This window comes from Hoeflea sp. EC-HK425, assembly GCF_902498795.1.
Taxonomy (GTDB): Bacteria; Pseudomonadota; Alphaproteobacteria; order Rhizobiales; family Rhizobiaceae; genus Hoeflea; species Hoeflea alexandrii.
This window is the reverse complement of the sequence record NZ_LR701572.1, coordinates 1,557,512-1,583,690: the sequence shown is the minus strand read 5'-3', so window position 1 is coordinate 1,583,690 and position 26,179 is coordinate 1,557,512. Positions and strand designations below refer to the sequence as shown.

Below are 26,179 nucleotides of genomic sequence, written 5' to 3'. Positions count from 1 at the left end.
GCAGCTCAGCCGATCCTGCCGAGCGCGGGAAACGTCTCGAGCAGCCAGTAGGCCATGGTGGCCATCCCGCCGGTCAGAAACAGGATGCCGGTAAGCACCAGCAGTGCGCCGGTGGCTTTTTCGATGGTGCCCAGATGCCTGCGGAATTTCTGCGAGAACCGCATGAAACGTTCAGAAAACAGCGCAGCGATCCAGAACGGAACGGCGAGGCCTAGGGAATAGGCGGCGAGCAGCATAGCCCCGGCACTGACAGTCTCCCGGCCCGCGGCAACACCGAGCACGGCGCCCAGCACCGGTCCGATGCACGGTGTCCAGCCAAAAGCAAAGGCCAGCCCCATCACATAGGCTCCCGACAGCGTGGCCGGCTTGCCTCCGCCGGCGAACCGCGCTTCCCGCGCCAGGAGACCGATCCGGAACACGCCAAGAAAATGCAGTCCCATCAGAATGATGACGATCCCGCCCAGCTTGGCCAGGAGATCCATGTGCTGGCGCAATGCAGCGCCGATACTGGAAGCCCCTGCCCCAAGCGCCACAAACACGGTGGCAAAGCCCAGTGTGAAGAACAGGGAGGCGAAGAACACCGCGCGCCTTGTGTCGCGCGCCCGCGCCTCGGCACCGCTGCCGCGAAAATCCTCGACCGACACGCCTGCCATGTAGCACAGATATGGCGGCACCAGCGGCAGAACGCAAGGCGACAGGAAAGACAGGGCGCCCGCCAGGATGACGGTAAGCAGCGGAATGTCGGCGATGGTCACGAAATCTGGATCCCCTTGCCGGGCAACAGGTTGGACGGGAGCGGGACGGAAAATCCGCGTGGACCTATCTAACCGTCAGCCGCCGGCTTCGCCAGTCACGTTTTTGCGCGCAAGCCGTGATAAATTGACGCCCGGTGCCTGTAATCGTGCCTGTCAAGCCCCGGTTCCGGCGCAACAAATGCCGAACCTCGTCAGGTCGGGAAGCGGCCTGCAGGACCCCCTGAAAAAACACTGGAGCGCATCGGTTTTTGCAGTTGACCATATGCAGTTGCCTGCCTATGTTCCGCGCCATTCGAGCCCGAAGCAAAGCGATGCGCACAACGGGCTCAGGGAGAGCGTAGCTCAGTTGGTAGAGCAACTGACTTTTAATCAGTAGGTCCAGGGTTCGAACCCCTGCGCTCTCACCATGAAAACCAGCAGGTTGTCCTGAAATCGTATTGTCTAGGCGGCTTGCTGTGAGCGCCGCTGAGAAATCGACGGCGGTTGATTTTGCATATTGAGGATCTTTCTCAATCCTGGCCACCGGGCTGCACCTGCCGGAACACGATGTCACCGAAACTCACCTCGCTGTCAGGTTCCACTGCGATCTCGAGGACAGGTTCGTAGGTCACGCCCATGGGCAGGCCGACGTCAAATTCGATCACGCCCTGCAGCTTGGAGGTAAGCAGTCCCCGCCAGAAAGGATTGCTGTGTTCGCCATCTTTTCGAACAAGCCGAAGCGAGACGATACCGTGGCCAGACAGGGGCGCGCGAACACGAAGGGCTTTTTCACCGCCGGTGATTTCCACTGGCATGCCCGAACTGTCCTTCAAGGCTATTTCAACGGAGTTCCTGGTGATGTCCGAGCGCAATTGGCCAGATCCGCAATCCTCAAGGCAATCGTCATTAGTTGCGCTCGCGACTACCTTCCCCACCGGCAGGCTGGGACGATCAATACGATAAAGATACCATGTTTCAAACTTGTCAGCCGCGAAATAGGCGAGTTGCGACTGATCGACGATCGCCCGAAGTTCCGACTGATCGATCGCATGGCGATTGGCGTAATTGAACAACAGATACTCAACATCCAGCTCGGCCAGCGACTGCCTTGCCTCCTCCGGCGTTTTGGACGTGTAGAGGGGAACAAGGCGCGGATCGATCGGGTTAATCACGCATCCATTCGCATAAAAAACCGGATCGGAATAGCGCATCGTCAGAAGGCATCCGCTTCCAGTTTCATTAAAGCGGTCGATCACTCTGTAGAGCGACCAATCCTGACGCTTTGCCTTTGCCAGGTCGGGCATTGAAAGCACCCCTGGCTTGGCAAGATCGCGATAGATGTAACCAAATCGATCAAGGTCGCGTATGGCGAAATTGACCAACGGCGAGATCAAATGTTGCGAATACAGACCGAACACAACGAGGACCGCAAAACCGAAACCGATCAATCTTGGCCGCGGCAGAGCAGGCAACGATGCTGCAAACGCTGAAGCGGCAAACAGCGCGATCAGCGGCTGGAAAGTCAACGGGTACCGAGGATTACGGATCGCCGCGTCAGAGCCTGCAAGGGTGATCGCGAAAGCGAAGGCAAACCAGAACAGGATTGCGGTGCCCGATGCCAGCAGGACAGCTACCGATCCGGCCGGAAGCGGTGTTCTGCGCCAATAGGTCGAGACGGCAAGCAGCACAGCACTTCCAATCGCCGCGTAAAGCCAGACTCCGAATCCTTCAAAGTCTGAGAGGCCGCGAAACACCGCTCCCAGACGCTCAGCCAAAGAACTGATGCCGCGCTCCCTCGCCTGCAATTCCAGAAAGGAAAGCGCAGGCAGATTCCAGACCGCATGACTGTCGGAAACCAGTGTCCCTATCTGGCTCAGGTTGCGTAACCACCAGATTCCCACCACAGCGTGGGCAACGCCGATCAGAAGTCCTGTTTCACTATACGCCAGCCGACCTTGCCGTGCGCCGATCAGTAGCACGATGGCGACCGAAGCGCCGAGTGCGAGAACCCCGGCTGAATGCGCAAAAAGAGCCAGACCGCACATCAACCCGGCTGCGACGGCCCTGCGAGGCGTGACCGCAAACCCGGCAAGCAAGATTGCAGATGTGAATGCATAAATCCTCAAGGGATCGATATGGGCGGATGCCACCGAATGCCAGTACCAGAAAGTCGTGAGCAGCATCAGGGACGCGGCGGCTCCGACGGCAGGCCCCGAAACCGCGATGAGCACGACGACAGTTGCGACCGTGAAGTAAGGGGCTATGAGCCGGGAAAGCCCTGTGTGTTCAAAGTCCCCCGGAAAGCTCTGAAGCCATGCCATCATTCCGACGAAAGCCGGAGGGTGTGTCCATGGTCCGTAGACGGTTCCGGGGTCTGTGGACGGGTAGTTCCTGATGGATTCGGTGTTGAAAATCTGACGCGCAACCGCAGCGTATTCGAGCGGATCATTCTGGTTGAAGGGGAGAGAGAAGGCCAGAACAGTCAGAATGGCCGCAATAGCACCAGCAACTGCAAGCATGGGTAGAGCAGAGACGGAACGCCACCCCCATTCCGCATCAATACACCTTGGCAACGGCTTGAGTTCATCCCGCCAGACATAGACCGCTACCGCCAGGATGAGCACCGTCACTAGGTGAGCCGCCAATAGACTGCCATCGATCACCAGCAACGCGGTTGTAAAGATCCAGATCATGGCAATGGGGCCAGCCCCAAACGAAAGCCCTGCCAGGAAACGGGTCTCATCGCGCGACCCCGGTGCAAAAAGCCTGGACGCGAAACAATAGAACGCGAACCACGAGAGGCCAACGAGCGAAACCAAGATCAGCAATTTGACGGCCATGAATTTATCTCTGGAAATTCCGAAGCATGCTTCAATACCATGATTCATGAAAAATGAGCGGGTTGGGCAATTGAGTTCTCACCATGAAAACCCGTCGCAAGGCATGGCTTCGCCGGTCTTTCTCAGGCTCCCACCCGGGCTCCTGCCGCTATCGTCGCAGGCGCGGCGTTCAGGGTGTCGCGGGCAAAGCCTGCGGCGGCCTTGTATTTGCCCATGAACTCGGACCGCTCGGCCTTCGGAATCACCTCTTCGATATCGTCGAATTCGCCGCCGCAGCGGTCATTGACCATGTTGAGCAACCCGAACGGCCCTGCCCCGCGATTGCGCAGGATGAGCGCCGAGACCGGCGCGCACAGCTCGGCATTGTAGGCCTCGAGCGCGTCCTGACCGACGCCATGCGCAAGAAACTTCGCCCCCAGGATCCGCGCATCGATGATCGCCTGGCTCGCACCATTCGAGCCTGTCGGATACATCGCATGTGCCGCATCGCCCATCAGCGCCACCGGCCCGTCCACCCAGGTCGGCACCGGGTCGCGGTCGATCATCGGGTTTTCAAAGGCGATATCGGCGCCACGGATCAGCGCCGGGACATCGAGCCAGTCATAGGTCCAGTCCTCGAAATGGTGAATGAAATCGTCGATTCCGACCGGCCGGAACCAACCCATGGTCTCATGGGCTGAAGGGTCGTCATAGGTGACTTCGGCAATCCAGTTGGTCAGCGCCAGCCCGGTTTCGGGATCGGGAGCCGAAATCGGGTAGATCACCATCCGGTGCTTGTGCGTCCCGAGGCCGATGAAGGACGAGCCGGTCCGGACCGGCTTTGCCAGCGACGTCCCGCGCCACATCACCGCGCCACCCCAGTGGATCGGCGGCTGGCCGGGGTGCATCTGCGCCCGGATCGCCGAATGGATGCCGTCCGCTCCGATCAGCAGGCTGCCGGTTTCGCGGATCTCGCCGGATCTGGTCTGGAACGTCACGGTCACGCCGCCGTCGGGAGCGATCTCATAGCCGGTGGCGCGGCATCCGGGCCGCACCGCGTCGGATCCCGCCAGTTCGACGAAGCGGCGATAGAGAGCCATGTGGAACGCGCCCCTGTGCACGGCATATTGCGGCCAGTCATAGCCCGCCTCCAGCCCACGCGGCTCGGAATAGATGTCCTGGCCTTTCATGCCGACCAAAGCCCACTCCTTGACCGGCACCCCAAGCGTGTTCAGATCGTCGGCTGTAAAGCCGAGATCAAGCAGTTCCCGCACGGCATTGGGCTGCAGGTTGATGCCGACACCGAGCGGCTTGAGTTCGTTGACGGATTCAAAAACCGTACACTCGACCCCGATCTGGTGCAGGGTCAGCGCCAGCGTCAGCCCGCCGATTCCCCCACCGGCGATGATCACCCTGTTTTCCGACATGTCCTGCTTCTCCGCCCCCTGATTGACACGCACTCCAGCGCGCCACCCCCATTACCATATCGGGCAGGCAAGTCGACAGTTTGCAGGCGCCACGCAGGCAAACATCTCAGTCGCGCGGCTGATAGAAATCGGAAGTCTTCTGCCGGCCCGCCAGCCACCAGCCTGATTGCTCCGGCCATGTTTCGAACAGCGTGTCATGGCCGAGATCGCGCGCCGCATGCAGAGCCCAATTCGGATTCACAAGCGCCTCCCGCCCGATGGCAATGAGATCGGCGCGTCCTTCTACCAGGATTTCTTCCGCCTGTTGCGGATGGGTGATCAGCCCCACCGCCATGGTCGTCATGCCAACGTCGTTTCGCACCCGTTCGGCATAGGGCACCTGGAAACCGGGCTGGCGCTTCTGGCCCCCGCCAGCGGTCGCGGCACCGGCGATGCCGCTTGAGGAGCAGTCCATCACGTCAACACCGATGCGCTTGAGTTCGCCCGCCAGAACCACCGTATCGTCAAGCGTCCAGCCTTCCGGCACACCATCAACGGCGGATGTGCGGAAGAACAGCGGCAGATCATCGGGCCAGACGGCGCGTACCCGTTTGGAGATCTCGAGCGCCAGCCGCATCCGCCCCTCGAGGCTTCCGCCGTACCCGTCGGTCCGCTTGTTGGAGAGCGGCGAGAGGAAACTGTGCACCAGATAGCCGTGGGCGCCATGAATTTCGGCAATCTTGTATCCGGCTTCCAGCGCGCGCCGTGCAGCGGCTTCGTAGTCATCCAGCAGTTCGCCGATTTCCTGTACTGTCAGCGCATGCGGCACCGGCCAGCCTTCAGCCACCGGCAATCCGGACGGGCCGACAGGTGTCCACGGCATGTCACCGCGTGCGAAATCGGCATCGTTGAGCGGCCCGTTTCCGAACCACGGCCGCTGCATGCCTCCCTTGCGTCCGGCATGGCCGAGCTGGATCGCCGGAATGGCACCGTTGCGGAGCGCAAACTGCGCCACCCGGGCATGCCCCGGGATCTGGCTGTCTGTCCAGATGCCCGGGCATCCATGGGTGATGCGGCCGCGTTTTTGAACTGCGGTGGCTTCCGTGAAGACGATCCCGGCGCCACCGATGGCGAACCGGCCGAGATGGGTCAGGTGCCAGTCGTCCATGTGCCCGTCATGGGCCGAATACTGGCACATGGGAGAAATCACCACCCTGTTGCGGGTTGAGATCGAGCGTAATGTCAGCGGTTGAAACAGACGGGGGACTGCAGTCATCGGAATTCCTTGCGTGATTTTCGCCAGACGCTATCGCCTGGGTCAGCCAGAGGCAATCGACTGCGGCCAGATTTCAACAAAGCGGCCAGTCGGGCCGCCCGCACCCTGCCGGCCCGATGGATGGAGAAAATCGAACTGCAACAGGGAGAGAAGACGCGATGCGTCGGCCCGGCCGCCTGTGGCGTATCAGGCCGTCTGGCTCGAGCTGATCAGCGGCAGAACGAAGAAATCCATCCCTGCCGGAACAGTACCAACCGCCATCGGACAGCCATAGACAGCCTCGAGGTTGGATGGCGTGAGAACTGCGTGTGGGTGACCGCTGGCATGCACCCTGCCCCCGCTCATCAGCACCACATGGTCGGCGAAATGGGCGGTCAGATTGAGATCGTGCAGGATGGCGATGACGCCGCCGCCAGCCTCGGCATAGCGCCGCGCGATCTGCATGATCTGCAGCTGGTGCCTGATGTCGAGACTGGAAATGGGCTCGTCCAGAAATAGACATCGCGGTTTCCCCTCGAAAACCGGCTCCCAGACCTGGGTGAGAACCCTTGCCAGTTGAACTCGCTGCTGCTCCCCACCGGACAGTTCCTGGTAAAAGCGGCCCCCGAACCCCTGAAGGTCGACCGCGGCCAACGCCTGGTCGACGCGGCTGCCTGCATCGGCTCCGGTCTGGATGCCTGTGGTCAGCCCCAGTCGCACCACTTCATGCACGGTGAAGGGAAACGATAGGTTGGCAGATTGCGGCAGCACTCCGCGCAGGCTGGCAAGCTCCACCGGCCGGGCGCTGGCGATATCGACACCGTTGAGGCTTACATTGCCCTCGAAGCCGATCTCGCCGGTCAGCGCCCGCAGCAAGGTGGTCTTGCCCGAACCATTCGGGCCTATGATCACGGTGAACTGCTCTTTTGCGGCCTGCATGTCGATCCCATGCAGGATTTCGGTCTTGCCCAGACGGACATGAATGTTTCGCACGTCCAGCATGTCAGATATCCATCAGCCCGCGCCTGCGCAGCAGGATCCAGAGAAAGAACGGCGCGCCAATGGCCGCGGTGACGATACCGATCGGCAGCTCCGCAGGCGCCACGATCTGCCGCGCGATCGCATCGGCAAACAGCAGCATCACAGCCCCGAGCAGCGCGCAGGCCGGCAGTAGAAACCGGTGATCCGGACCGATCAGCAGCCGCAACAGGTGTGGCACGACGATCCCGACAAAGCCGATACCGCCCGACACCGCCACACATGCACCGGTGGCCGCGGCAACCATGACAATCGCCACGCGTTTGAAGACCTGGACATTGACACCGAGATGCTGCGCGGTCGCTTCCCCCAGCGTCATGGCGTTCAGCCCGCGCGCCATGAAGGGGGAAAAGACCAGGATAGGAACGATGATCGGGGCAACGGCCAGCACCTTGATCCATGTCGCCCCGGCGATTGAACCCAATCCCCAGAAGGTGAGATCGCGCAACTGCTCGTCATCGGCCCAGAACACCAGAAGCCCTGTAAAGGCGCCCGCCATTGCCCCTAGCGCAATGCCGGCAAGCAGCATGGTCGCAACCGAGGTCCTGCCGTTCCGGGTCGATATCCGGTAAAGCGCCATGGTGAACACCAGGCCGCCGATAAAGGCCGCGAACGGAATGTGGTACATGCCGAGAAAGGACGCCACCGGCGCCAGGGCTCCCGCTCCGAGCACGATGAATGTCACCGCACCGAGGCTGGCGCCGGCCGAAACGCCGACAATGCCGGGGTCGGCGAGCGGGTTGCGGAACAGGCCCTGCATGGTCGCCCCCGACACCGCAAGCGCCGCGCCGATCAGCATGCCCAGCAATGTACGGGGCATGCGGATATCGAGGATCACCACGCGCTCGACCTCGCTGATCAGATCGTCCTGCCCGGAGACAAGCGCCCATGCGACCGAGACCACTGATGTATCGGTGGCGCCCGAAGCAATGCTGAACATCGCCGTCAGCACGAGCACGACCACCAGCGCCAGCAGCATTCTGCGGGCGAACCAGGTCCGGTCGCCCGCATATGCGCCGTGTGGCGGGTTCATGCCGGTTTCAACACTAATGCTCATGGCCGTAGAGCGCCCCTGCAAGCTGGCTGATGGCCTCGCCGGTCCGTGGGCCGAACCCGAGCATCAACAGTCCGTCCATCCTGATGATCCTGCCATTCTTCACCGCCGGCGTCGTCGACAGCGCCGGATGGGCCTCGATCAGCGCGTCCATAGCCGCATGATCGGCGGTCGCACCGCGCCCGTTCATCATCAGGATCACTTCGGGTGCGGCATTGATCACCGCTTCGTTGCTGATCTGCTTGTAGCCCTTGAACTCGCTGATGACATTCTCGGCGCCGGCCAGTTCGATGATGTTGCTTGCCGCGGTGCCGGTGCCGGACGCGTTGACCTTGTCATCCGTCAGCGCCAGCACGAACATGACCTTGCGCTTGTCTTCAACGCTTGCCAGATGCTCGCGGGCCGTGGCGATATCATTGGCGACTTTCCGCTTCAGCGCCTCACCCTTTTCTTCCACACCGAGTTCGCGGGCGATGATGGTGATGTTTTCATCAATGCCTTCAAGCGTGAAGGTGTCGGGCACATCGACCCAGCGCACCCCTGTGCTCTTGAGCACCTCGACCGCTTCGCGCGGGCCGTTGTTCTCGCGGGCAAGAATCAGGTCCGGTTTTACCGACAACACGCCTTCTGGCGAAAGCGCGCGGATGTAGCCCACATCCGGCAAGGCGGTCGCCTCCGGCGGATAGCTAGAGGTCGAATCGCGACCGACCAACCGCTCCTGTTCACCCAGCGCATAGACAATCTCGGTCACCGCGCCACCGATGGCGAGGACCCGCTGCGCCTTGGCGTCGCCGGCAAGGGCAGCACCGGAAGCCAGCGGCAATGCCAAGAAGACAGCGCAGCCGAACCCGGCGAGAAGCGCGCCGCGACGGGTGAAATGGCTTGGCCCTGATGTGTTCACGGGACTCATTGCGCCACCTCCAGACCTTCCATCTCGCTGATGCGCGGCAGCGCATGAATCATGGCGTCCCAGCGCGAGACACGCTCTGAAACATCACCGCCACGACGGTCACCATTGATCAGGATGATCTGCTCGTCATGCTCGTCGAAGACCTCGATCGAAAAGATATCGCCGTTCTTGGTCGGTTTCCGTACAACCCAGATCGCGGCAAACCGGTCCGAGCGAAGATGCAGATGAAAGCCGCTGTCGAGGACGTTCAGCCACGGCCCGACCTGCTTGATGTTGCGCACTGGTCCGGAATGGATCTGCAGGATCCCCGGATTGCGCACAAAGGCCATGATCGGCACCTGTTCCTCGGACAACCGGTCAAACAGGATGTTGACGGCATCACCGGTCAGTCTTTCGGCAAAATCCTCGCCTATCAGACGGATGGCGTCGTGCCGTGAAATCCTGGCCTTGCGCAGCATCGTCTGGAACTGATGCGTGTCTTCCATTCCGGCCCAGCTTTCTCGCAAGGCGGCAACCGCCTTTTCCGCCGGTGCTTCAAATGCCTTGGCGGGCGTGGCCACCTTGAAAACCGGCCCGGCGTCTTCCCTGTGCAGCCGTTCGCGCATCAGGTTCCACTTTTCGAGATCTGTGGCCTCGCGGGCGAAGACCTTGTGGACAGCGTCGCCATGAGCGTCGAAAAACTGGAAGCTGCGCTGCACCGACCCATCATCCAGAGGCTTTGCAACATGATAGGCGTGCTGCCAGTGCTTGGGGAAAATGCGCAGGTCGATGTCTTGCCCCAGCACCATTGATGCGTGTTTTCCCGCCGAAAACTTTTCATAAACACCGGTCTTCTCGTGAACCGCATTGTCGTTGCGTGACAGCGCCATCACTTCCCCGGCTTGATTGAGCATCGGGAAGAACACATCGAGATCGGGTTCAATCCGGTCGACATGGTCTCCGACGAAGGCTTCGAGAAACTGGGCCTCGGATATCCCCAACTGGGTGGCGAGATCTCGCTCGCGCATTTTCAGATTGTTGCGGCGGGCCTCCTTGATGGCGGCCGCGTCGGGAAGAGAATTCGTGTTCATTTGCCAGCTCACTTGTTGAGAATCAATTTGCCTTGCCTGGTGATTTTCAGGCGGTAGACGGCACCGTCATGCTCGATGCCGATCTCTTTGCGATCTCCGAACAGGGCTCGGGATTCGATGATCCGTTCGGCCGAACGGTCCGCTTGCGAAAGCTCGAACCGCTGCGCTGCAGCGCTTTCTTCGCGAGAGTTCTTGTCCATGGTCAACATCCGTGTGTTGGCCTGGCTGGCTTGACGCTGGCTTGGCGAAATTAATTGCGCGTTTATATCTTGACGAAAGCGCTCAAGTTTTAGTAATCGGTGTCTCGCATAAGCTGAGCAAAATTGTCAAGTTTGATTTTGAACTTCGATAAACCGAAAAAGCCAGCAAGCGAGCAAGCGTACCGCCAGCCAGCTAATCATCAATCAGATGGATCCAAGGTAAGGGCGTTATGACTGCTATGAGAATCAACCTAACCCGCACTGCAGTGACATTGGCACTGTGCACCACAACGGCGCTGACGGCGGTGCCGTCGGCACATGCGCAAGAGGAAGCAAAGCCGCAAAATGGCTTTACCCTGCTGCAACGGCTCGTGCTTGGCGCCGGGCGCGCCAAGGTCGCAACCGAAACACCGCAGGCGGTCACCGCCCTCGAACAACAGGATATCGATGAGAGGCAGGCCTCCACGGTGACCGACCTGCTCAAGGACGTGCCCAATGTCAGCGTGATCGGCGGCGCCAACCGCGCACTCGGCCAATCCTTCAACATTCGCGGTATCGGCAAGGGCGAATCCGCCTCCGATGAAGGCCGCATCATTGTAAATGTGGACGGTGTCCCGCAGTTCTTCGAGCAATACAGGATGGGCGGTTTCTTCAATGATCCCGAACTGTTCAAGCGGGTGGAAGTGCTGCGCGGCCCAGCCTCATCGACGCTCTACGGCTCCGGTGCGCTCGGCGGCGTGGTCAATTTCGAAACCAAGGACGCGTCCGATTTTCTCGCGGACGGTCAGACCGGCACACTCAAGCTTAAGGGAACCTATGATTCAAACCCGAACGGCTATCTGACCAGTGCCATTCTCGCTCTCCGCCTCAGCGACTACGCTGAAGTGCTGCTCACCGGCAACTACCGCACGGCTGACGCATTCAGGGACGGCGGCGGGCTCGAGGTGCAGGGCTCAGAGTTCACCACACCGAATGGAATGGCCAAGGGCACGTTCTACCTCGATGAAGCCAGGGAGCGCAAAGTCCAGCTCAGCTACAGCCAGTTTACCAGTGACCAGGACAACCAGGGCTATTCGCAGTTGCAGCCGACCGGCGCCTTTGGCACGGTCGACCGCGTAGTCAACAACAAGCAGGCGCAGATTTCCTACGAGGATGCGGCAACCGACAATCCCTGGCTCGATCTGAAGCTTTCGTTGTCCTACAATAACATCACAAACGAGCAGACCAATGCCTCGCTCGGCGCATTCAGCTCAATCGGCCAGGATTCGACCTACGGCTACGAGAGCTACCAGTTTCTCGGGCAGAACACCTTCGAATGGACCGGCGACACTTACGAGAACTATCTCACCGTCGGCGGCCAGATCATCCGCCAGAACCGTACCACCGGCACGGCCACTCCTCTCGGCCACCATCCCGAAGGCACCGACTTCCAGACCGGGATCTTCGTCCAGAACGAATTCATCTGGAACGACAGGCTGACGCTCATTCCGGGCGTCCGCTTTGATTACCAGCGGCTTAGTGGCGGGGATTCGGTCGGCGTGCTGACAGGCGCCGCAGTGCCCGCGGACAAGTCCGACACCGCCTTTTCTCCAAAGATCGCCGCTCTCTACAAATTCACCGACACTTTCTCGGTGTTCGGCTCCTATGCGCACACCGAGCGGTTTCCCTCGATCGATGAAATCTATTCCAACGATTACGGTGTCGGGCGAACCCCGAACTACAGCCTCGGTCTGAAGAAGGAAAAGTCGAACAATTACGAAATGGGCTTTGTCGTATCGACAACCGACCTGATCCAGGCCGGTGACAGCTTCGATTTCAAGACCACCGGCTTTTACAACAAGATCGATGATCTCATTGTCCGCCAGCGCAACATGTATCCGCAATACGTCAATGTCGGCCGGGCGGAGATTTACGGTGTCGAGTTCGAGGCCGGTTACGAGAGCAACAATTTCTTTGCGGATGCCGGTCTTGGCCTGACGGTGGGAACCGACCTGACCAACAACACGGCGCTGACGGAAGTTGCACCGGCTGAACTCAACATCGGTGCCGGCTATCGCCTGCCCGATCGCGGCCTGAGCTTCGGTTGGGAAGGCCGCTTCGTCTTTGCAGAGACAAAGGTACCCATGCCCACCGCAGCAACGACGGACTTCGCCGCTGAAAGACTCCGCCGCGCGTCCTTCAACACCCATGATGTCTACATCAACTGGCGGCCGGACATGGAAAGCCAGTTCGCCGGATGGGAAGCATCCTTCCGGGTCGAGAACGTGTTTGACACCAGGTACCGGGACTTCCTGTCCAATGACAACGGCAAGGGCCGCACCTTCAAGGTCAGCCTCGCCAAGCAGTTCGGCTGGTAAGTTCCAAGGAGACCAACAATGCCAATCGCAAGCTCCAAACCTGCAATCCTGACGCTCGTCGTAGGGCTTGCGATTGCCGCAACGGCTGCGCAGGCCGATCAACAGGACCGGCCTGCGCTTTCCCTCGACCTCAATGCGCTCGAACAGGTCGGCCCTGCCTGTCGGCTCGTGTTCGTGGCCACCAACAAGACCGGCGTCGAGATCAGCGAGATGTCCCTGGAAACCGTGCTGTTCAACCGCGCCGGCACCGTTGAGCGTTTCGCCCTGTTCGATTTCCAGGCGCTTCCGCAGGGAAAGACGCGGGTACGCCAGTTCGATCTGCCCGAAAGTCGCTGCGGCGACATTGGCCGCGTCCTGATCAACGGCGTCGCATCCTGCAAGGGCGAAGCCCTGAAAGGAAACGAATGCATGGATCACCTTGAGCTCAAGAGTTCCTCAAAGACGGAGATCGTCGGATGACACTTCTCGAAGACCCGATTGCCCGGTTCCGCGACTTCATCGATATCGGCGGCCCTGTGGTCATGCTGCTGCTGTTCTTGTCGGTGATCGCGGTGGCCATGATCCTTTTCAAGCTGTGGCAGTTCAGCTCGCTCCGTCTCGGCACCCAGAAGGGCGTCCATAGCCTCGAAATGCTGGCTGTCCGCCTCAAACGTCAGTCCGCTGAAAGCAACCTTGCCCGGACCGACATCGAGGATGTGCTCGCGGTCAACGCCAATGCGCAGATCAAGGCACTTCAGCGCGGTTTCCGGGTTCTCGACACGATTGCCCAGATCGCCCCGCTGATCGGTCTTTTCGGCACGGTCCTGGGAATGATCACCGCCTTCCAGGCCCTGCAGCAATCGGGCAACAATGTCGATCCCTCGATCCTTGCCGGCGGCATCTGGGTGGCACTGCTGACCACCGCCGTTGGCCTCGCCGTGGCCATGCCGACGAGCATTGCGCTGACCTATTTCGAAAGTCGTGTCGACCGCCATCAGCAGGCCATCGAGATGGCGGTTACCCGCATCCTCAACCCGGTTGCGCATCACTCCTATCAGGACCCGCGCGCATCAGCGTCCATGACAGGTGCCTGGCCTGTTCCCGCCGATGCGGCTTGAAGTCTCCGGTTACAGGCGGCGGCAGATATCGATGACATCGCTCATCGATATCATCTTCCTTTTGCTGTTGTTTTTCATGCTCAGTTCAACCTTCTCACGCTTTGCCGATGTCGAACTTGATGCCTCCAGTGGCGGCAATCCGGCGAAGCAGACAAATGCGCCCGCCTTTCTTAAGCTTTCGGCGGATCGGCTGCTCCTCAACGGCTCAGAGCTGACCACCCTGACACTGCAGGCTGAAATCGAAAGGTTGAAGACGACGTCCAATCTCAACGCCGTCATCTTGTCGGTCGACGAGACCGCGACTTCGCAACAACTGGTCGACACCATGCTGGTGCTCCGGCGCTCCGCCGGTATCAGCTTGCAGATCGTACGGTAGGATCCCGATGCGGCTGGCTACAAGATCATCAAACCGGGCAAAACCCGAACCGACAATTGCCCTGATCAACATTGTCTTCCTGATGCTGATCTTCTTCATCGTCGCAGCCCAGATCGCGCCGCCGCTCGATGGCGAGGTCAAACTTGTCTTGACAGAAAGCCTTGATAACCGTCGGCCGCCGGACGCGCTGGTGGTGATGCCGGACGGATTGATGAAATATCGCGGCGCGCTGGTGACCCCGGCGCATTACGTCACGATCAAGCAGGAATCCGCCCCGGACGATATCAGGGAGATACGGCTGGTCCCCGATCGTGAGCTCCCGGCCGCCAAGCTCATCGACATCGGGCGTGAACTGCGCGGCCTCGGCGCGGAGAAGATCATGCTGGTGACCGAAGAGGGGCTGAAACGTTGATCTCGACTCCATCCCGCTTTCGGCTTGCGGCAGTGTCTGCTTTGCTGGCTTCGTCATTGTTGCATGTTGCGGCAATGGCCGTTTCCCCAGATCTCGGCGAGGAAGTGCTCATCGAGGGCGGAGCCGACGCCCGGGAAGCAACATTGGGCAACAGTTTTGCTGACCTGATCAAGGCCGGAGACACTCTCGACCCTGTTGAAACGACGCAAGCCGCTGGTGCCAGCCCGTCTCCTGTGACACCGCAACCTGCGGAATCCACCGCCATTCAACCGGTCAAGCAGCCACGCGAGCTGGTTTCACCGGCTGCTTCGACGGTCGAGGACGTACCTGCTCAACTCCCAAACAGGCTTGAGCCTGTGAGTGAAGCGGGACTCATCCCACCGTCCAGGACGGATAAACTGGACGTGTCCGTATCCGATGTCTCCGTGACCCTTCCGACCCCCGAAATGACACGTCCGGTCAAACCCGCCGAGAGCTTGAAACCGGTTAAAGACCCACTGCCAGTTGAAACCGCGATCCCGGCCAACGTTCCCACGCCCGTGGCGAAACCCGAACAGCCCAAACAACCACCAAAAAAGACAGCCGGAAACACAAAGTCGAAATCGGAGGTCAACAGCAAGGCCGGCACCCGGGACGGCAAGGCAACAGCCAAAGCGGCATCGAGCGGCAAGGTTGAATCCAGATCGGCATCCGCCAGTTCCGGCAATGCCGCGGCTGCAAATTATCCCGGCAAGGTCTTTGCCAAGATCGCCAGGACCCGGCAGCGCAATGCTGGCGGCAGAGGGGTGGTCCATGTTAGCTTCCACGTCTCCACCAGCGGTCAGGCAGTGCGTGTCACCGTATCAAGAAGTTCGGGCAATGCCCGGGTAGACAAGGCTGCATTGGCGCATATCAAGCGCGCGGCGCCTTTCCCCCGGCCACCTTCGGGCGCGCGCACCCGCTTCGTCATTCCGATCGAATTTCGGAGATAATCGGATGCATCGTTGCCAGAAACTGTTTTGCTTTCAACTTCATCTCGGGCTGTCCACCGATCAGGTTCGGTCAGGCTTGCAGGTGAGGTGCTGGCTGCATCCGTTCGACCGAACCCGCCGGAAGCAATGCTTCCCGCGCGCAAATCAATCCGTACACCAAACACATAGGAGAAGACTGCATGTTTATCGCAATGAACCGCTTCATCATCAATGAAGGCCATGAGGAAGCGTTCGAAAACGTCTGGCGCAACCGCGATTCCAGCCTGAAAGAGGTCCCTGGCTTCAAGACCTTTCACCTGTTGAAGGGCCCGAGAAACGATGCGACCGGACAGACACTGTATGCGTCTCATACAGTCTGGGAGTCACATGGGAGCTTCGTGGACTGGACCCACTCCGAAAACTTTCGCAACGCCCACAAGAATGCAGGCAACAACAAGGCGATGTACGCAGGCCACCCGAATTTCGAGGGGTTCGAGGCCGTACTCGACGCCTGAATTCGCTTTGGTGGTTGAGACAAACACGATCAGGGGCCGGGTGCACAAACCCGGCCCTCTGCCGCGGTGAAGATGATCAATACCCGGAGGCCTGGCCCGCGGCTGCGTTGGGCTGGTCCATTCACTAAACTTTCGGAATTCAAACCACGCCACGCAAACCAAAGGTTGCAGAAACGCGGCCCATCAAGCAACAATGTTCAAGAACCCCTCACTATCGAGCAAATAAATAAACACTTAATTAGCTTCCGGCGGGCAAGAATCAGACTTAGCTAAAAGCGGCTAAGTGAGGATATGTCCATGAAGCCGAAAAATTACTTGATCACCCACAACCTCGATGAGATCAAGGAAGAAAGGCGCGTCTATCCGCGTCGTGATGCCAATTGTCCGGTGATCGCCCGCGTCCGGCAGCGCGGCCGCGAAGAAGAGTTTTCCATCCCCTGCTGGATGGTCAATCTGTGCGAAGATGGCTGCCTGCTGACCTCGGACCATTTTCCCCGCAAGATCGACGATGTGAGCCTGACGATCCCCGGCATATCGACAAAGGTGCGCGGCAAGGCCAGAACGCAGGGCAAGTTCACCGTAAATGTGAAGTTCTCAAAACTTCTCAAGATCGAGATAGTGGATATGGTCGGTCGTATACGGACCATTCCCAAATCGTAAGCATATCAGCGCGCGCTATCACCACACCTCTCAGGCGAGCCAATCCGAGAGCTTCGCCGCCCTGACATCATTCATCAACTTGAGAAAACCTTCGGCCTGATGCCGGGCCGTCGCCTCGCCTTTGGCTGCGGTCGCAAGGGCTGCCTCTCCGACGGCACCGGCGGGATTGACGTCGCTCGCGATCCACGCGAAGGCATGCGTGCCGGTGTGCCGCAGGAGTTCGAATTCCGCCTCGGCACGGCTGACCGCCGAGACGAAGTTTTCCGCCTTGTCAAAGGCAACCAGGTCCGGCTGGAAATGCAGCATCAGCGATGTTTCGACATCACCGCCATGGATGCCGTAGGAGGTCTCAGCCGGGCTGTACAAACCGGTCGGCAGACCAAACCGCATCCATGAGGTCTTGACCGCAAGCATCCGCGCCCGGACCCTGAGTTCACGTGCAACGATCCCCATCACTTCTTCGTTTCCGCCATGGGAATTGACCAGAACCACTTTCCGGATGCCTGCACGCGCCACCGAATGTCCGAGCTCGACCCAATGATCGATCAGCGTCGTGACAGGGATGGTCAGCGTTCCAGGCGCATGCTGGTGTTCGTTGGACTTGCCGACAGACTGGATCGGCAGGATCCTGATATCGAGATCCGCAGAGACGAGGTCGATGACGCTCTCCAGCATGCCCTGCATGATCGAACTGTCCGTCGAGACAGGCAGATGCGGGCCGTGCTGCTCGGTTGCCGCCACGGGCAGCACCGCGATAGTGTTGTCCGGGTCCAGCCCCTCGAACTCGCGCGTGGTAAAGTCACCCCACCAGATCTTCCGCTTCATTTCACCATTCCTTCGATCCTCACGCCGGCGCGGCGGCGATGACTTCAATTTCCACCTTGAAGGCTTCACGCGCAAACCCCGAGACAATCATCAGCGTCGAGGCTGGAGCGGGGTCCCCGAAAAGCCGGTCGCGAACCTTCATGTATCCCGGCAAATGCGCCCGGTCGGTCACATAGGCGTTGATCCGGACGATGTCATCGAGCCGCATTCCCGCCGACGCGAGAATGGCGGCGACATTCTCAAAACAAAGCTCGGTCTGCGCTTCGGCAGATGGCGGGATCGCATCATCCAGCGTGATCGACAACTGCCCGGAACAGATCATCAGCCGGTGTCCGGCAGGCACTTCCACGCCGTGGCTGTAACGGGCAAACGGGGCCCTGATGGTGCTTGGCGTGTGATGCTTCATGGCGGAAATCCTCGGCAGACCTGATTGATGTTCATTAACCCCACAAAGTTTTGTCCGTCTATTCCAAACCGCCCGGGAATGGTTCAATCTGCAAGGGTGTCGCCAGATCGAGGCAGTTTTTTGGGCAGTCAGCCCGCAAAGCAAGCAATGTGTGCGGCAAACCCACGCGGCGAGGTGCCGGAAAACCGTGACACTGAGGATATGGCCTGTGATGGCATGACGCTTGCAAGGTTAGACAGTTGGCAAAATCACGAGGGGTGATTCGCAACCCCCAACCAAACCAAGGGATGGTGTAAATGACGCTTATTCTTCGTTCCTCAGCTGCTCTGGCAGTTGTTCTGGCCTTCGGTGTCCAGGCCTCTGCAGCCGAGAAGGTCACGTTCGGAACAAACTGGCTCGCCCAGCCCGAGCATGGCGGATTCTACCAGTCCGTCGCCGACGGCACCTACGCTGCCTGCGGCCTCGATGTGACCATCGCCCAGGGCGGCCCGCAGGTGAACAACCGCGCGCTGCTGCTTGCCGGCAAGATCGACTTCCACATGGGCGGAAACCTGCTCGAAGCATTTTCCGCCGTCGAACAGAACATCCCGGTCAAGGTTGTCGCTGCCTCCTTCCAGAAGGAGCCGCAGGTGCTCATGACCCACCCCGGTCAGGGCCTCGACACCTGGGAAGACCTCAAGAATGCCGAGCAGTACATTCTCGGCGACGCCGGCTTCCAGAGCTACTTCCAGTGGATGATCACCGAATTTGGGTTCGATGCATCCAAGCGTGTTCCCTACACCTACAACTCGGCACCCTTCATCGCCAATCCGAAGTCGGTTCAGCAGGGCTACATCACATCAGAGCCTTTCGCAGTTCAGCGTGAAGGCGGTTTCATGCCCAACCTGTTCCTTGTCGCCGACTACGGCTTTGACACCTACTCGACCACGATCGAGGCCATGCAGGCAACCATCGACAGCAAGCCCGACGTGGTCAAATGCTTCGTCGAAGGCTCGATCAAGGGCTGGTACAACTACCTCTACGGCGACAATGCTGCCGCCAACGCCATGATCCAGAAGGACAATCCGGACATGAGCGACGAACAGATCGCGTTTTCGATCAAGGAGTTGAAGGAATACGGCATCGTTGATTCCGGTGACACCGAGACCATGGGCATCGGCGCCATGACTGACGAGCGGATTGCCAGCTTCTACGACAAGATGGTCAAGGCCGGGGTGGTCAAGGACGGCATCGACATCAAGGCCTCCTACACCCTTGACTATGTCAACGCCGGGGTCGGGCTCGACCTGAAGAAGTAAGACCTCAACCCGCCCGGATCACACGTGTCCGGGCGGGCCCTCTTGTACTGCTAGACGATCCCCTGGACACCCATGCCCGACCGGACCAATCCCTTTCTGATCCTGCAATCCATCGGCAAGACCTTCGCATCCGGCGTCACCGCGCTGGACCGGGTCAACCTGACCGTCAACGAAGGCGACTTCATGAGCCTGCTCGGACCGTCAGGCTGCGGCAAGTCGACGGCCTTGCGGATTATCGCCGGGTTGTCATCGCCGACTTCCGGCGTCGTCGACTGGCGCGGGCCGCCACTTCAGCAGAATGACATCGGGTTTGTCTTCCAGGAACCGACGCTGCTGCCCTGGGCAAGCGTCTATGACAATGTCTGGCTGCCCCTGCGGCTGCGCGGCGTCTCGCGCAAGGAGGCCGAACCGCAGATTGCCGAAGTTCTCGAACGCGTCCACCTGACAGGCTTTGAGAATGCAGTTCCGCGCGAACTCTCCGGCGGCATGAAGATGCGCGTCTCCATCGCCCGCGGACTGGTGACACGTCCGCGCATCCTGCTGATGGACGAGCCTTTCGCGGCCCTCGACGAGATCACCCGCTTCAAGCTCAACAATGATCTGCTCGAACTCTGGCAGGAACGCCGGTTCACCGTGCTGTTTGTCACTCATTCGGTGTTCGAGAGCGTGTTTTTGTCAAACCGCATCACAGTGATGGCGGCACACCCCGGTCGTGTATTCGAAGAGCTGACGATCGATGCGCCCTATCCCCGGGATGCCGCTTTCAGAACCTCACCGCACTATGCCGAATTGTGCCGCAACACATCGGACACCCTGTCAAGGGCGATGGGCATGGAGGCCGCAGATGCCGTCCATTGAGACTGTCCCGCCCGTCATCGACGCAGAGGAAGCCCGCCGCGAGCGCAGCCGCAAGCTCGAACGCACCGGCCGCTGGCTGCTGCCGCTGCTGATCATGGCCGCAGCGCTTTACTTCTGGGATCGCGTCTGCGTCTGGAACGAGATCCCGCAATATATCCTGCCGCGCCCCGGTGTTGTGCTCAACACCCTGATCGAGGACGCAGGCCTTCTGTTTGCGTCGCTTCTGGTCACCCTCAGGATCACCATGCTGTCGTTGGCGCTGGCCGTTGTCGGCGGCGTCGGGCTGTCGGTTCTCTTTACTCAATCCCGCTGGATCGAGATGAGCCTGTTCCCGTTTGCGATCGTATTGCAGGTCACGCCGATCGTGGCGATCTTCCCGCTGATCAACATCTATGTCGATGACCAGACCACGAAACTTCTGCTCTGCGCCTGGATCGTCGCCTTCTTTCCGATCCTGTCCAACACCACGCTGGGGCTCAATTCCGTCGACCGCAACCTGATCGACTATTTCAAGCTCAACGGCGCCAGCCGCTGGCAGACGCTCTGGCACCTGAGGCTGCCGGCTGCGATGCCGTATTTTCTCGGTGGGCTCAAGATTGCGGGCGGCTTGGCGCTGATCGGTGCCGTGGTCGCGGAGTTCGTCGCCGGTACAGCCGGCCAGTCATCCGGGCTGGCCTCGCGGATCATCGAAGCGGGCTACCGGCTCAATGCCCCGCGACTGTTCGCGGCCCTGATCCTCATTTCCCTGACCGGCATCATCATCTTCCTCGCCCTGTCATGGATCTCTCACCTCGTGCTGCACCGCTGGCACGAGAGTGCGCTGAAACAGGAGCAATGAGTGACAACGCGCAGTCTCTCCATACCAATCTCTGGCGCCTATACTCTGGGCAATATCCGGCTGCACCGGTCGCATCTGGCAAGTGTCGAGGGCTTTGCCTTCGACGTCGAAGGATTTGCGCCGGCAGCCGTTGCTGTCACTCACGGAGAGATCGGAGCCATCCATCCCGCTGGTGGCGCGCCTGCTGCTGCTGAAACAGTCGACTGCCGTGGCGGCATCGCATTCCCGGCCTTCGTCGATTGCCACACCCATATCGACAAGGGCCACATCTGGGCCCGCAAACCGAACCCCGACGGCAGTTTCCCCGGTGCGTTGAACGCCGTCGGCGAGGACCGTGCGGCCCGCTGGACAGCCGAAGATGTCGAGCGGCGCATGGAATTCTCGCTCGCCTGCGCCTATGCCCACGGCACGCGGGCGCTGCGCACCCATATCGATTCCGTGCCGCCGCAGGAGGACATCTCCTGGCCGGTTTTCAAGACGGTGCGCGAGCGCTGGAAAGGCCGGATCGAGTTGCAGGGCGCCTGTCTCTTCGGCATCGACCAGGCCCAGGACGAAAGCTGGTTCAATCAGCTCGCCGATACCGTCGCCCGCCACCGGGGCATTCTCGGCGCGGTCACCTACATGGTTCCCGATCTGGATGCACTGCTCGATCGCCTGTTCAAAAAAGCCATCGATCTCGGGCTCGATCTCGATTTTCACGCCGACGAGACCGACGATGTCAACGCGGTCTCGCTTGACCGGATCGCCGATGCCGCGCTGCGCCATGGTTTCGAGGGCAAGATCCTGGTCGGCCATTGCTGCTCGCTTGCAAGGCAGCCCGATGACCGGGTCAGGGCAACACTCGACAAGGTTGCCCGCGCACGCCTTTCCGTCGTCTCCCTGCCGATGTGCAACATGTATTTGCAGGACCGCCGCCCGGATGCGACCACGCCGCGCTGGCGGGGTGTCACCCTGCTGCACGAAATGGCCGCGCGCGGCATAAATGTCGCGGTCGCTTCCGACAACACCCGCGACCCGTTCTATGCCTATGGCGATCTCGACGTGCTCGAAGTCTACCGCGAAGCCACCCGCATCGTGCATTTCGACCATCCCGTCGGCGACTGGCCCGCGACCGTGACCGCAAATCCGGCGCGTGCCATGGGGCTCGATGAGGCCGGAGTGCTGGCGCCCGGCGGCAAGGCCGACCTTGTGCTGTTCCACGGCCGCAGCCTGACCGAGCTTCTGTCGCGTCCCGAAAGCCACAGAACCGTAATCCGCAACGGCAAGGCGATTGACGCAACCCTGCCCGACTATTCCGAACTTGACGATTTGATGGAGCCCTGAGCCATGGACATGACCGCACTGATCGCCGATCTGGACGGCATCCGCATCGAGCAGAATGACAAGATCATTCAGCAGAAGAGCCGGGATTTTTACTGGTATTCCCCTGTGCTCAAGCGGCAGCTCGATCACGTGACCGCAGACCTCGTCGCGTCTCCGCAGAACGAGGAAGAACTGGTCCGCGTGCTCAGGGCCTGCTACCGCCATGATGTCCCCGTCACCCCGCGCGGCACCGGCACCGGCAATTACGGCCAGGCCATGCCCCTGTCCGGCGGCCTCGTCCTCAGCCTCGCCGACATGAACGAGATCAAGGAGATTTCTCCAGGCCGCGTGATCTGCGGGCCCGGCGTGATCTGCTCCGATCTCGACAAGGCGGCGGGCGAAGCCTCCAGGCAGGAACTGCGCATGCACCCGTCGACGGCCCACACCGCCACCATCGGCGGCTTCATCGCTGGCGGTTCCGGCGGTGTCGGTTCGATCTCCTGGGGCGGCCTGCGCGACTTCGGCAACATCATCCGCCTGCGGGTGGTCACCATGGAAGAGGAACCGCAGGTGCTCGAACTCACCGGCGAGGATCTGCACAAGGTCACGCATGCGTACGGCACCAATGGCATCATCACCGAGATAGAGATGCCGCTGGCGCCGGCCTATGACTGGGTCGATGCCATCGTCGGCTTTGACAGTTTCGAGGCCGCGGCCGCTTATGCGAATGGGCTGGCGCGTCAGGACGGGGTTCTCACCAAGCTGATCACCGTTGTCGCCGCCCCCTGCCCGTTCGATTACTTCAAGCGCCACCAGAAATTCCTCCGCGAGGGCCAGAGCGTGGTTCTGGTCATGGTGGCGCCGCAGAGCCATGACGCTTTCAAGGCCTTCACCGCGCGGAATTCGGGCGAGATCGTATTTGACGCTACCACGGCTGGTGACCTCAAGGGGCTTCCGCCGGTGTTTGAACTGGCCTGGAACCACACCACCCTGCGCGCGCTCCGGGTCGACCCGGCCTGGACCTACCTGCAGGTACTCTATCCATTCCCGAACCAGCTCGAACTGGCCTCGAAGATGGACCGCATGTTCCCCGGCGAGCTGATTTCGCATCTCGAATTCGTGCGCTTTGACGGCGACATCACCTGCTTCGGCCTGCCGCTGGTGAAATTCACCTCCGAGGAGCGGCTCGAGGAGATCATGGATCTGCACAACGAAAACGGCTGCCCGATCTTCAATCCGCACCGCTACACGCTTGAGGAAGGCGGCATGAAGCAGACCGATGAAATCCAGCTCGCGTTCAAGCGCGAGGCCGATCCCAAGGGCCTACTCAACCCGGGCAAGATGATCGCCTGGGACGATCCGGACTATGACTTCGATTCTGGAAAGACATGGTTGTTCAAGGGCTTGAAACAAGCAAGCTAGGGCGATCACATGCGCGTTCTCGTGGTTCATGCCCATCCGGTCGGCTCAAGCTTCAACGCAAGCCTGTTCCGCATGACGGCTGAACGGCTTCAAAGGAACGGCCACGAGGTCGATGCGATCGATCTCTATCAGGATGGTTTCAACCCGGTGATGAGCGAAGCCGAACGGCTCAATTACCATAATCTTGAGATCAACCGGGAGCCGGTCGAGAATTATGTAAAGCGTCTGCTCAATGCTGAGGCGCTGGTGCTGGTTTATCCGGTCTGGAATTACGGCTTTCCGGCCATTCTCAAGGGCTGGATCGACCGGGTGTTTCTTCCCGGCGTGAGTTTCGGGCTGGTCAACGGCAAAGTGCGGCCGACCTTGCACAACATCAACCGGATCGTTGTCATCACCTCCTATGGCGGATCGCGGTTCCGCACCTGGTTGATGGGTGATCCACCGCGCAAGATCGCCAATCGCATGCTGCGCGCGACGGTGAAGCCCGGCGCGCAGGTCAACTACCTCGCCCATTATGAAATGAATCTCTCCACCGACAGGACGCGGCACGCGTTCATGTCGAAGGTGGAACGCGCCCTGGACAGGATCTGATGCGAATTCTCCTGGTTTACTGCCACCCGGTGCCCGAAAGTTTCTGCGCCAGTATCCGCGACACAGCAGTTCGCACACTTGAGCAAAACGGCCATGAGGTTGATCTGCTCGATCTTTATGCCGAAGGCTTCGATCCGGTTATGCCGGCCGATGAACGCCGCCATTACAATGAAATGAAATTGGCCGATCACCCGTTTCCAACACATGCGGAACGGCTCCGGGCTGCAGAGGGTCTGCTGTTTGTCTATCCGACCTGGTGGTACGGGCTGCCGGCCATGCTCAAGGGCTGGCTCGACCGGGTCTGGACGCCTGACCTGACATTCCGCATCCCCGACGGCCCCGGCCCGATCGAACCGCTGATGACCCACATCAATCTGCTGGGTGTGATCACCACTTGCGGCGCGCCGCGCTGGTGGTCCTATGTCGTCGCCCACCCCGGCAAGCGCACCATCCTGCGCGGCATGCGCGCGCTCTGCGGCAAGCGCTGCCGCCGCCTGTTCATGGCGCATTACCTGATGGACAAGTCCACGCCGGAAAGCCGCGCCAGATATCTCGCCAGCGTGGAAAAGCGCCTGGCCAGGATCTGACTCAACTTTTGAAATTGTTCCGATCGGGATGCGCCCTGGCGAAAGCCGGCAGTGCGTCGCAGGCCTGCCGGATCATCTGGATGCGGCTCAGTCCGGAGATGTCTGCGCCCCAGCGTTCGGCATTGTAGATCTGCGGGATAAGGCAGATATCCGCCAAACCCGGCGCATCGCCGTGGCAGAAGGTTCCGGTATCCGGATGATCGAGCATCTTTTCGAAGGCTTCGAGCCCGGCGCCGATCCATTTCTGCATCCAGGCTGACCGGACCGCGTCGCCGCCGCCGGTAAGTTCGAGCAGATGCGCCACCACCGACATGTTGCAGACTGGATGGATATCCATGGCAATGCTGTCCGCCAGCGCCCGCACCCGCGCCCGCCCCGCCGCATCGTCAGGCAGCAGCGACACGCCGCGTGTCTCTATCACATACTCGATGATCGCCAGCGACTGCGTCAGCATCAGCCCGTCGATCTCGAGCGCCGGAACCAGCCCTTGCGGATTGCGCTTCAGGTGTTCCGGGCTCTTGTGTGCCTTGCTCAGCAGGTCCACCACCACGGGCGTGTACTCGACGCCGGCGAGGTTGAGCGCAATGCGCACGCGGTAGCTCGCTGACGAGCGCCAGTAGTCATAAAGAACGGGCGTTGCCATTGATGATGTCCTCAGGCTTTTGACAGCTCCTTGGCGTGCAGCCAGTCTGCATGCTTGGGCGCCCTTTTGGTCTTCGACCATTCTTCAAGCATGTCCCACTTGACCGAGTCCAGCCGCTTGATCATGGCATCTTCGTCCGGGTCCGGGCAGGCCAGTTCGACGCGATGGCCGTTCGGATCGAAGAAATAGATTGAATGGAAGATCGAGTGATCGGTCACCCCGAGAACATCGATGCCGTTGGCCTCGAGCCTTTCCTTGAAGGCAACCAGCGTATCGCGGTCCTTCACCTTGAAGGCGATATGTTGAACCCAGATCGGGGTGTTCTCGTCACGCCCCATCTCTGGCTTGGTCGGCAACTCGAAAAAGGCCAGCACGTTGCCGTGGCCCGCATCGAGGAACACGTGCATGTAGGGATCAGGTTCGTGCGTCGAGGGAACCTTGTCCTCGGCAATGGCGAGCACGAAATCCATGTTGAGATTGTCGACATACCAGTTGACGGTTTCCTTGGCGTCCTTGCAGCGATAGGCCACGTGATGGATCTGTTCGATTTTCATGG

General features: G+C 60.3%; 28 protein-coding genes and 1 tRNA gene. 16 read left to right on the top strand and 13 right to left on the bottom strand.

Annotation, left to right across the window (positions count from 1 at the left end; genetic code table 11):
- Positions 1-5: 5 nt before the first annotated feature.
- Entirely contained in the window at positions 6-755 is a 750-nt protein-coding gene (locus tag SPHINGO391_RS10335; protein ID WP_152008753.1) for a cytochrome c biogenesis CcdA family protein, read from the bottom strand.
- Positions 756-1,086: 331 nt separating this feature from the next.
- On the opposite strand from SPHINGO391_RS10335, the gene SPHINGO391_RS10330 reads away from it, so the two are divergent.
- Positions 1,087-1,162, top strand: a tRNA-Lys gene (locus SPHINGO391_RS10330).
- Between the two features lie 102 nt (positions 1,163-1,264).
- On the opposite strand, the gene SPHINGO391_RS10325 is transcribed toward SPHINGO391_RS10330, so the two are convergent.
- The 8 genes from SPHINGO391_RS10325 to SPHINGO391_RS25235 all read right to left on the bottom strand — a co-directional run bounded on the left by SPHINGO391_RS10325 (position 1,265) and on the right by SPHINGO391_RS25235 (position 10,486).
- A complete protein-coding gene (locus SPHINGO391_RS10325; protein ID WP_152008752.1) occupies positions 1,265-3,574 on the bottom strand; it encodes a hypothetical protein in 2,310 nt (769 codons plus the stop codon).
- A 122-nt stretch (positions 3,575-3,696) separates the two neighbouring features.
- Positions 3,697-4,980, bottom strand: a complete 1,284-nt coding sequence (locus SPHINGO391_RS10320) for a flavin-dependent oxidoreductase (protein WP_152008751.1) — start codon at positions 4,978-4,980, stop codon at positions 3,697-3,699.
- Between the two features lie 106 nt (positions 4,981-5,086).
- Positions 5,087-6,235: an NADH:flavin oxidoreductase/NADH oxidase gene (locus tag SPHINGO391_RS10315; RefSeq protein WP_152008750.1), complete on the bottom strand. Its 1,149-nt coding sequence runs from the start codon at positions 6,233-6,235 to the stop codon at positions 5,087-5,089.
- Between the two features lie 186 nt (positions 6,236-6,421).
- Complete coding sequence (locus tag SPHINGO391_RS10310; protein ID WP_152008749.1) at positions 6,422-7,216, bottom strand: heme ABC transporter ATP-binding protein; 795 nt, start codon at positions 7,214-7,216, stop codon at positions 6,422-6,424.
- Between the two features lies 1 nt (position 7,217).
- Positions 7,218-8,309, bottom strand: a complete 1,092-nt coding sequence (locus SPHINGO391_RS10305; protein ID WP_152008748.1) for an iron ABC transporter permease — start codon at positions 8,307-8,309, stop codon at positions 7,218-7,220.
- Positions 8,299-9,216 (bottom strand): ABC transporter substrate-binding protein, encoded by a 918-nt coding sequence (locus SPHINGO391_RS10300; protein ID WP_152008747.1) that lies wholly within the window; start codon positions 9,214-9,216, stop codon positions 8,299-8,301. Before SPHINGO391_RS10300 ends, SPHINGO391_RS10305 begins: the two co-directional genes overlap by 11 nt.
- On the bottom strand, positions 9,213-10,286 hold the full coding sequence (locus SPHINGO391_RS10295) for a ChuX/HutX family heme-like substrate-binding protein (RefSeq protein ID WP_152008746.1): 1,074 nt from the start codon (positions 10,284-10,286) through the stop codon (positions 9,213-9,215). Before SPHINGO391_RS10295 ends, SPHINGO391_RS10300 begins: the two co-directional genes overlap by 4 nt.
- An 8-nt stretch (positions 10,287-10,294) precedes the next feature.
- The gene (locus SPHINGO391_RS25235) at positions 10,295-10,486 is read right to left on the bottom strand and encodes a hemin uptake protein HemP (protein WP_244615162.1); all 192 of its coding nucleotides are present in this window, start codon (positions 10,484-10,486) and stop codon (positions 10,295-10,297) included.
- Positions 10,487-10,716: 230 nt separating this feature from the next.
- Here SPHINGO391_RS25235 and SPHINGO391_RS10285 point away from each other — a divergent pair, with 230 nt between their 5' ends.
- The 8 genes from SPHINGO391_RS10285 to SPHINGO391_RS10250 all read left to right on the top strand — a co-directional run bounded on the left by SPHINGO391_RS10285 (position 10,717) and on the right by SPHINGO391_RS10250 (position 16,853).
- Positions 10,717-12,843 carry a TonB-dependent receptor gene (locus tag SPHINGO391_RS10285; RefSeq protein WP_210385781.1) on the top strand — a complete coding sequence of 709 codons (2,127 nt, stop codon included), beginning with the start codon at positions 10,717-10,719 and terminating at the stop codon, positions 12,841-12,843.
- Positions 12,844-12,861: 18 nt separating this feature from the next.
- On the top strand, positions 12,862-13,302 hold the full coding sequence (locus SPHINGO391_RS10280) for a hypothetical protein (RefSeq protein ID WP_152008745.1): 441 nt from the start codon (positions 12,862-12,864) through the stop codon (positions 13,300-13,302).
- Positions 13,299-13,940, top strand: coding sequence for a MotA/TolQ/ExbB proton channel family protein (locus tag SPHINGO391_RS10275; protein WP_152008744.1), 642 nt, complete (start codon positions 13,299-13,301; stop codon positions 13,938-13,940). The genes SPHINGO391_RS10280 and SPHINGO391_RS10275 overlap by 4 nt, the downstream gene beginning before the upstream one ends.
- A 31-nt stretch (positions 13,941-13,971) precedes the next feature.
- Complete coding sequence (locus SPHINGO391_RS10270) at positions 13,972-14,316, top strand: biopolymer transporter ExbD (RefSeq protein WP_210385780.1); 345 nt, start codon at positions 13,972-13,974, stop codon at positions 14,314-14,316.
- A 7-nt stretch (positions 14,317-14,323) separates the two neighbouring features.
- Positions 14,324-14,728 (top strand): biopolymer transporter ExbD, encoded by a 405-nt coding sequence (locus tag SPHINGO391_RS10265; RefSeq protein WP_152008743.1) that lies wholly within the window; start codon positions 14,324-14,326, stop codon positions 14,726-14,728.
- Between the two features lie 32 nt (positions 14,729-14,760).
- Positions 14,761-15,699 carry an energy transducer TonB gene (locus SPHINGO391_RS10260; protein WP_152008742.1) on the top strand — a complete coding sequence of 313 codons (939 nt, stop codon included), beginning with the start codon at positions 14,761-14,763 and terminating at the stop codon, positions 15,697-15,699.
- A gap of 179 nt (positions 15,700-15,878) precedes the next feature.
- Positions 15,879-16,193 (top strand): antibiotic biosynthesis monooxygenase, encoded by a 315-nt coding sequence (locus SPHINGO391_RS10255; RefSeq protein WP_152008741.1) that lies wholly within the window; start codon positions 15,879-15,881, stop codon positions 16,191-16,193.
- Between the two features lie 291 nt (positions 16,194-16,484).
- Positions 16,485-16,853 carry a hypothetical protein gene (locus SPHINGO391_RS10250; protein WP_152008740.1) on the top strand — a complete coding sequence of 123 codons (369 nt, stop codon included), beginning with the start codon at positions 16,485-16,487 and terminating at the stop codon, positions 16,851-16,853.
- Between the two features lie 30 nt (positions 16,854-16,883).
- On the opposite strand, the gene SPHINGO391_RS10245 is transcribed toward SPHINGO391_RS10250, so the two are convergent.
- Together SPHINGO391_RS10245 and SPHINGO391_RS10240 are read right to left on the bottom strand one after the other, a co-directional pair.
- On the bottom strand, positions 16,884-17,678 hold the full coding sequence (locus SPHINGO391_RS10245; protein WP_152008739.1) for a creatininase family protein: 795 nt from the start codon (positions 17,676-17,678) through the stop codon (positions 16,884-16,886).
- Between the two features lie 19 nt (positions 17,679-17,697).
- On the bottom strand, positions 17,698-18,084 hold the full coding sequence (locus SPHINGO391_RS10240) for a RidA family protein (protein WP_152008738.1): 387 nt from the start codon (positions 18,082-18,084) through the stop codon (positions 17,698-17,700).
- 296 nt (positions 18,085-18,380) lie between these two features.
- Between SPHINGO391_RS10240 and SPHINGO391_RS10235 the strand changes: the two genes are divergently transcribed.
- The 7 genes from SPHINGO391_RS10235 to SPHINGO391_RS10205 all read left to right on the top strand — a co-directional run bounded on the left by SPHINGO391_RS10235 (position 18,381) and on the right by SPHINGO391_RS10205 (position 24,980).
- A complete protein-coding gene (locus tag SPHINGO391_RS10235; protein WP_152008737.1) occupies positions 18,381-19,382 on the top strand; it encodes an ABC transporter substrate-binding protein in 1,002 nt (333 codons plus the stop codon).
- 72 nt (positions 19,383-19,454) lie between these two features.
- Positions 19,455-20,240 carry an ABC transporter ATP-binding protein gene (locus SPHINGO391_RS10230; protein ID WP_152008736.1) on the top strand — a complete coding sequence of 262 codons (786 nt, stop codon included), beginning with the start codon at positions 19,455-19,457 and terminating at the stop codon, positions 20,238-20,240.
- A complete protein-coding gene (locus tag SPHINGO391_RS10225; RefSeq protein WP_152008735.1) occupies positions 20,227-21,078 on the top strand; it encodes an ABC transporter permease in 852 nt (283 codons plus the stop codon). Before SPHINGO391_RS10230 ends, SPHINGO391_RS10225 begins: the two co-directional genes overlap by 14 nt.
- Entirely contained in the window at positions 21,079-22,401 is a 1,323-nt protein-coding gene (locus SPHINGO391_RS10220) for a cytosine deaminase (protein ID WP_244615161.1), read from the top strand. It begins immediately after the preceding gene.
- 3 nt (positions 22,402-22,404) lie between these two features.
- Positions 22,405-23,802 carry an FAD-binding oxidoreductase gene (locus SPHINGO391_RS10215; RefSeq protein ID WP_152008734.1) on the top strand — a complete coding sequence of 466 codons (1,398 nt, stop codon included), beginning with the start codon at positions 22,405-22,407 and terminating at the stop codon, positions 23,800-23,802.
- Positions 23,803-23,811: 9 nt separating this feature from the next.
- Entirely contained in the window at positions 23,812-24,393 is a 582-nt protein-coding gene (locus tag SPHINGO391_RS10210; RefSeq protein ID WP_152008733.1) for an NAD(P)H-dependent oxidoreductase, read from the top strand.
- Positions 24,393-24,980: an NAD(P)H-dependent oxidoreductase gene (locus SPHINGO391_RS10205; RefSeq protein WP_152008732.1), complete on the top strand. Its 588-nt coding sequence runs from the start codon at positions 24,393-24,395 to the stop codon at positions 24,978-24,980. The genes SPHINGO391_RS10210 and SPHINGO391_RS10205 overlap by 1 nt, the downstream gene beginning before the upstream one ends.
- 1 nt (position 24,981) lies before the next feature.
- Here the strand turns inward: SPHINGO391_RS10205 and maiA are convergent, their stop codons facing one another.
- Together maiA and SPHINGO391_RS10195 are read right to left on the bottom strand one after the other, a co-directional pair.
- A complete protein-coding gene (gene maiA, locus SPHINGO391_RS10200; RefSeq protein ID WP_152008731.1) occupies positions 24,982-25,623 on the bottom strand; it encodes a maleylacetoacetate isomerase in 642 nt (213 codons plus the stop codon).
- Positions 25,624-25,634: 11 nt separating this feature from the next.
- Positions 25,635-26,177, bottom strand: coding sequence for a VOC family protein (locus SPHINGO391_RS10195; RefSeq protein ID WP_152008730.1), 543 nt, complete (start codon positions 26,175-26,177; stop codon positions 25,635-25,637).
- Between the last annotated feature and the right edge of the window lie 2 nt (positions 26,178-26,179).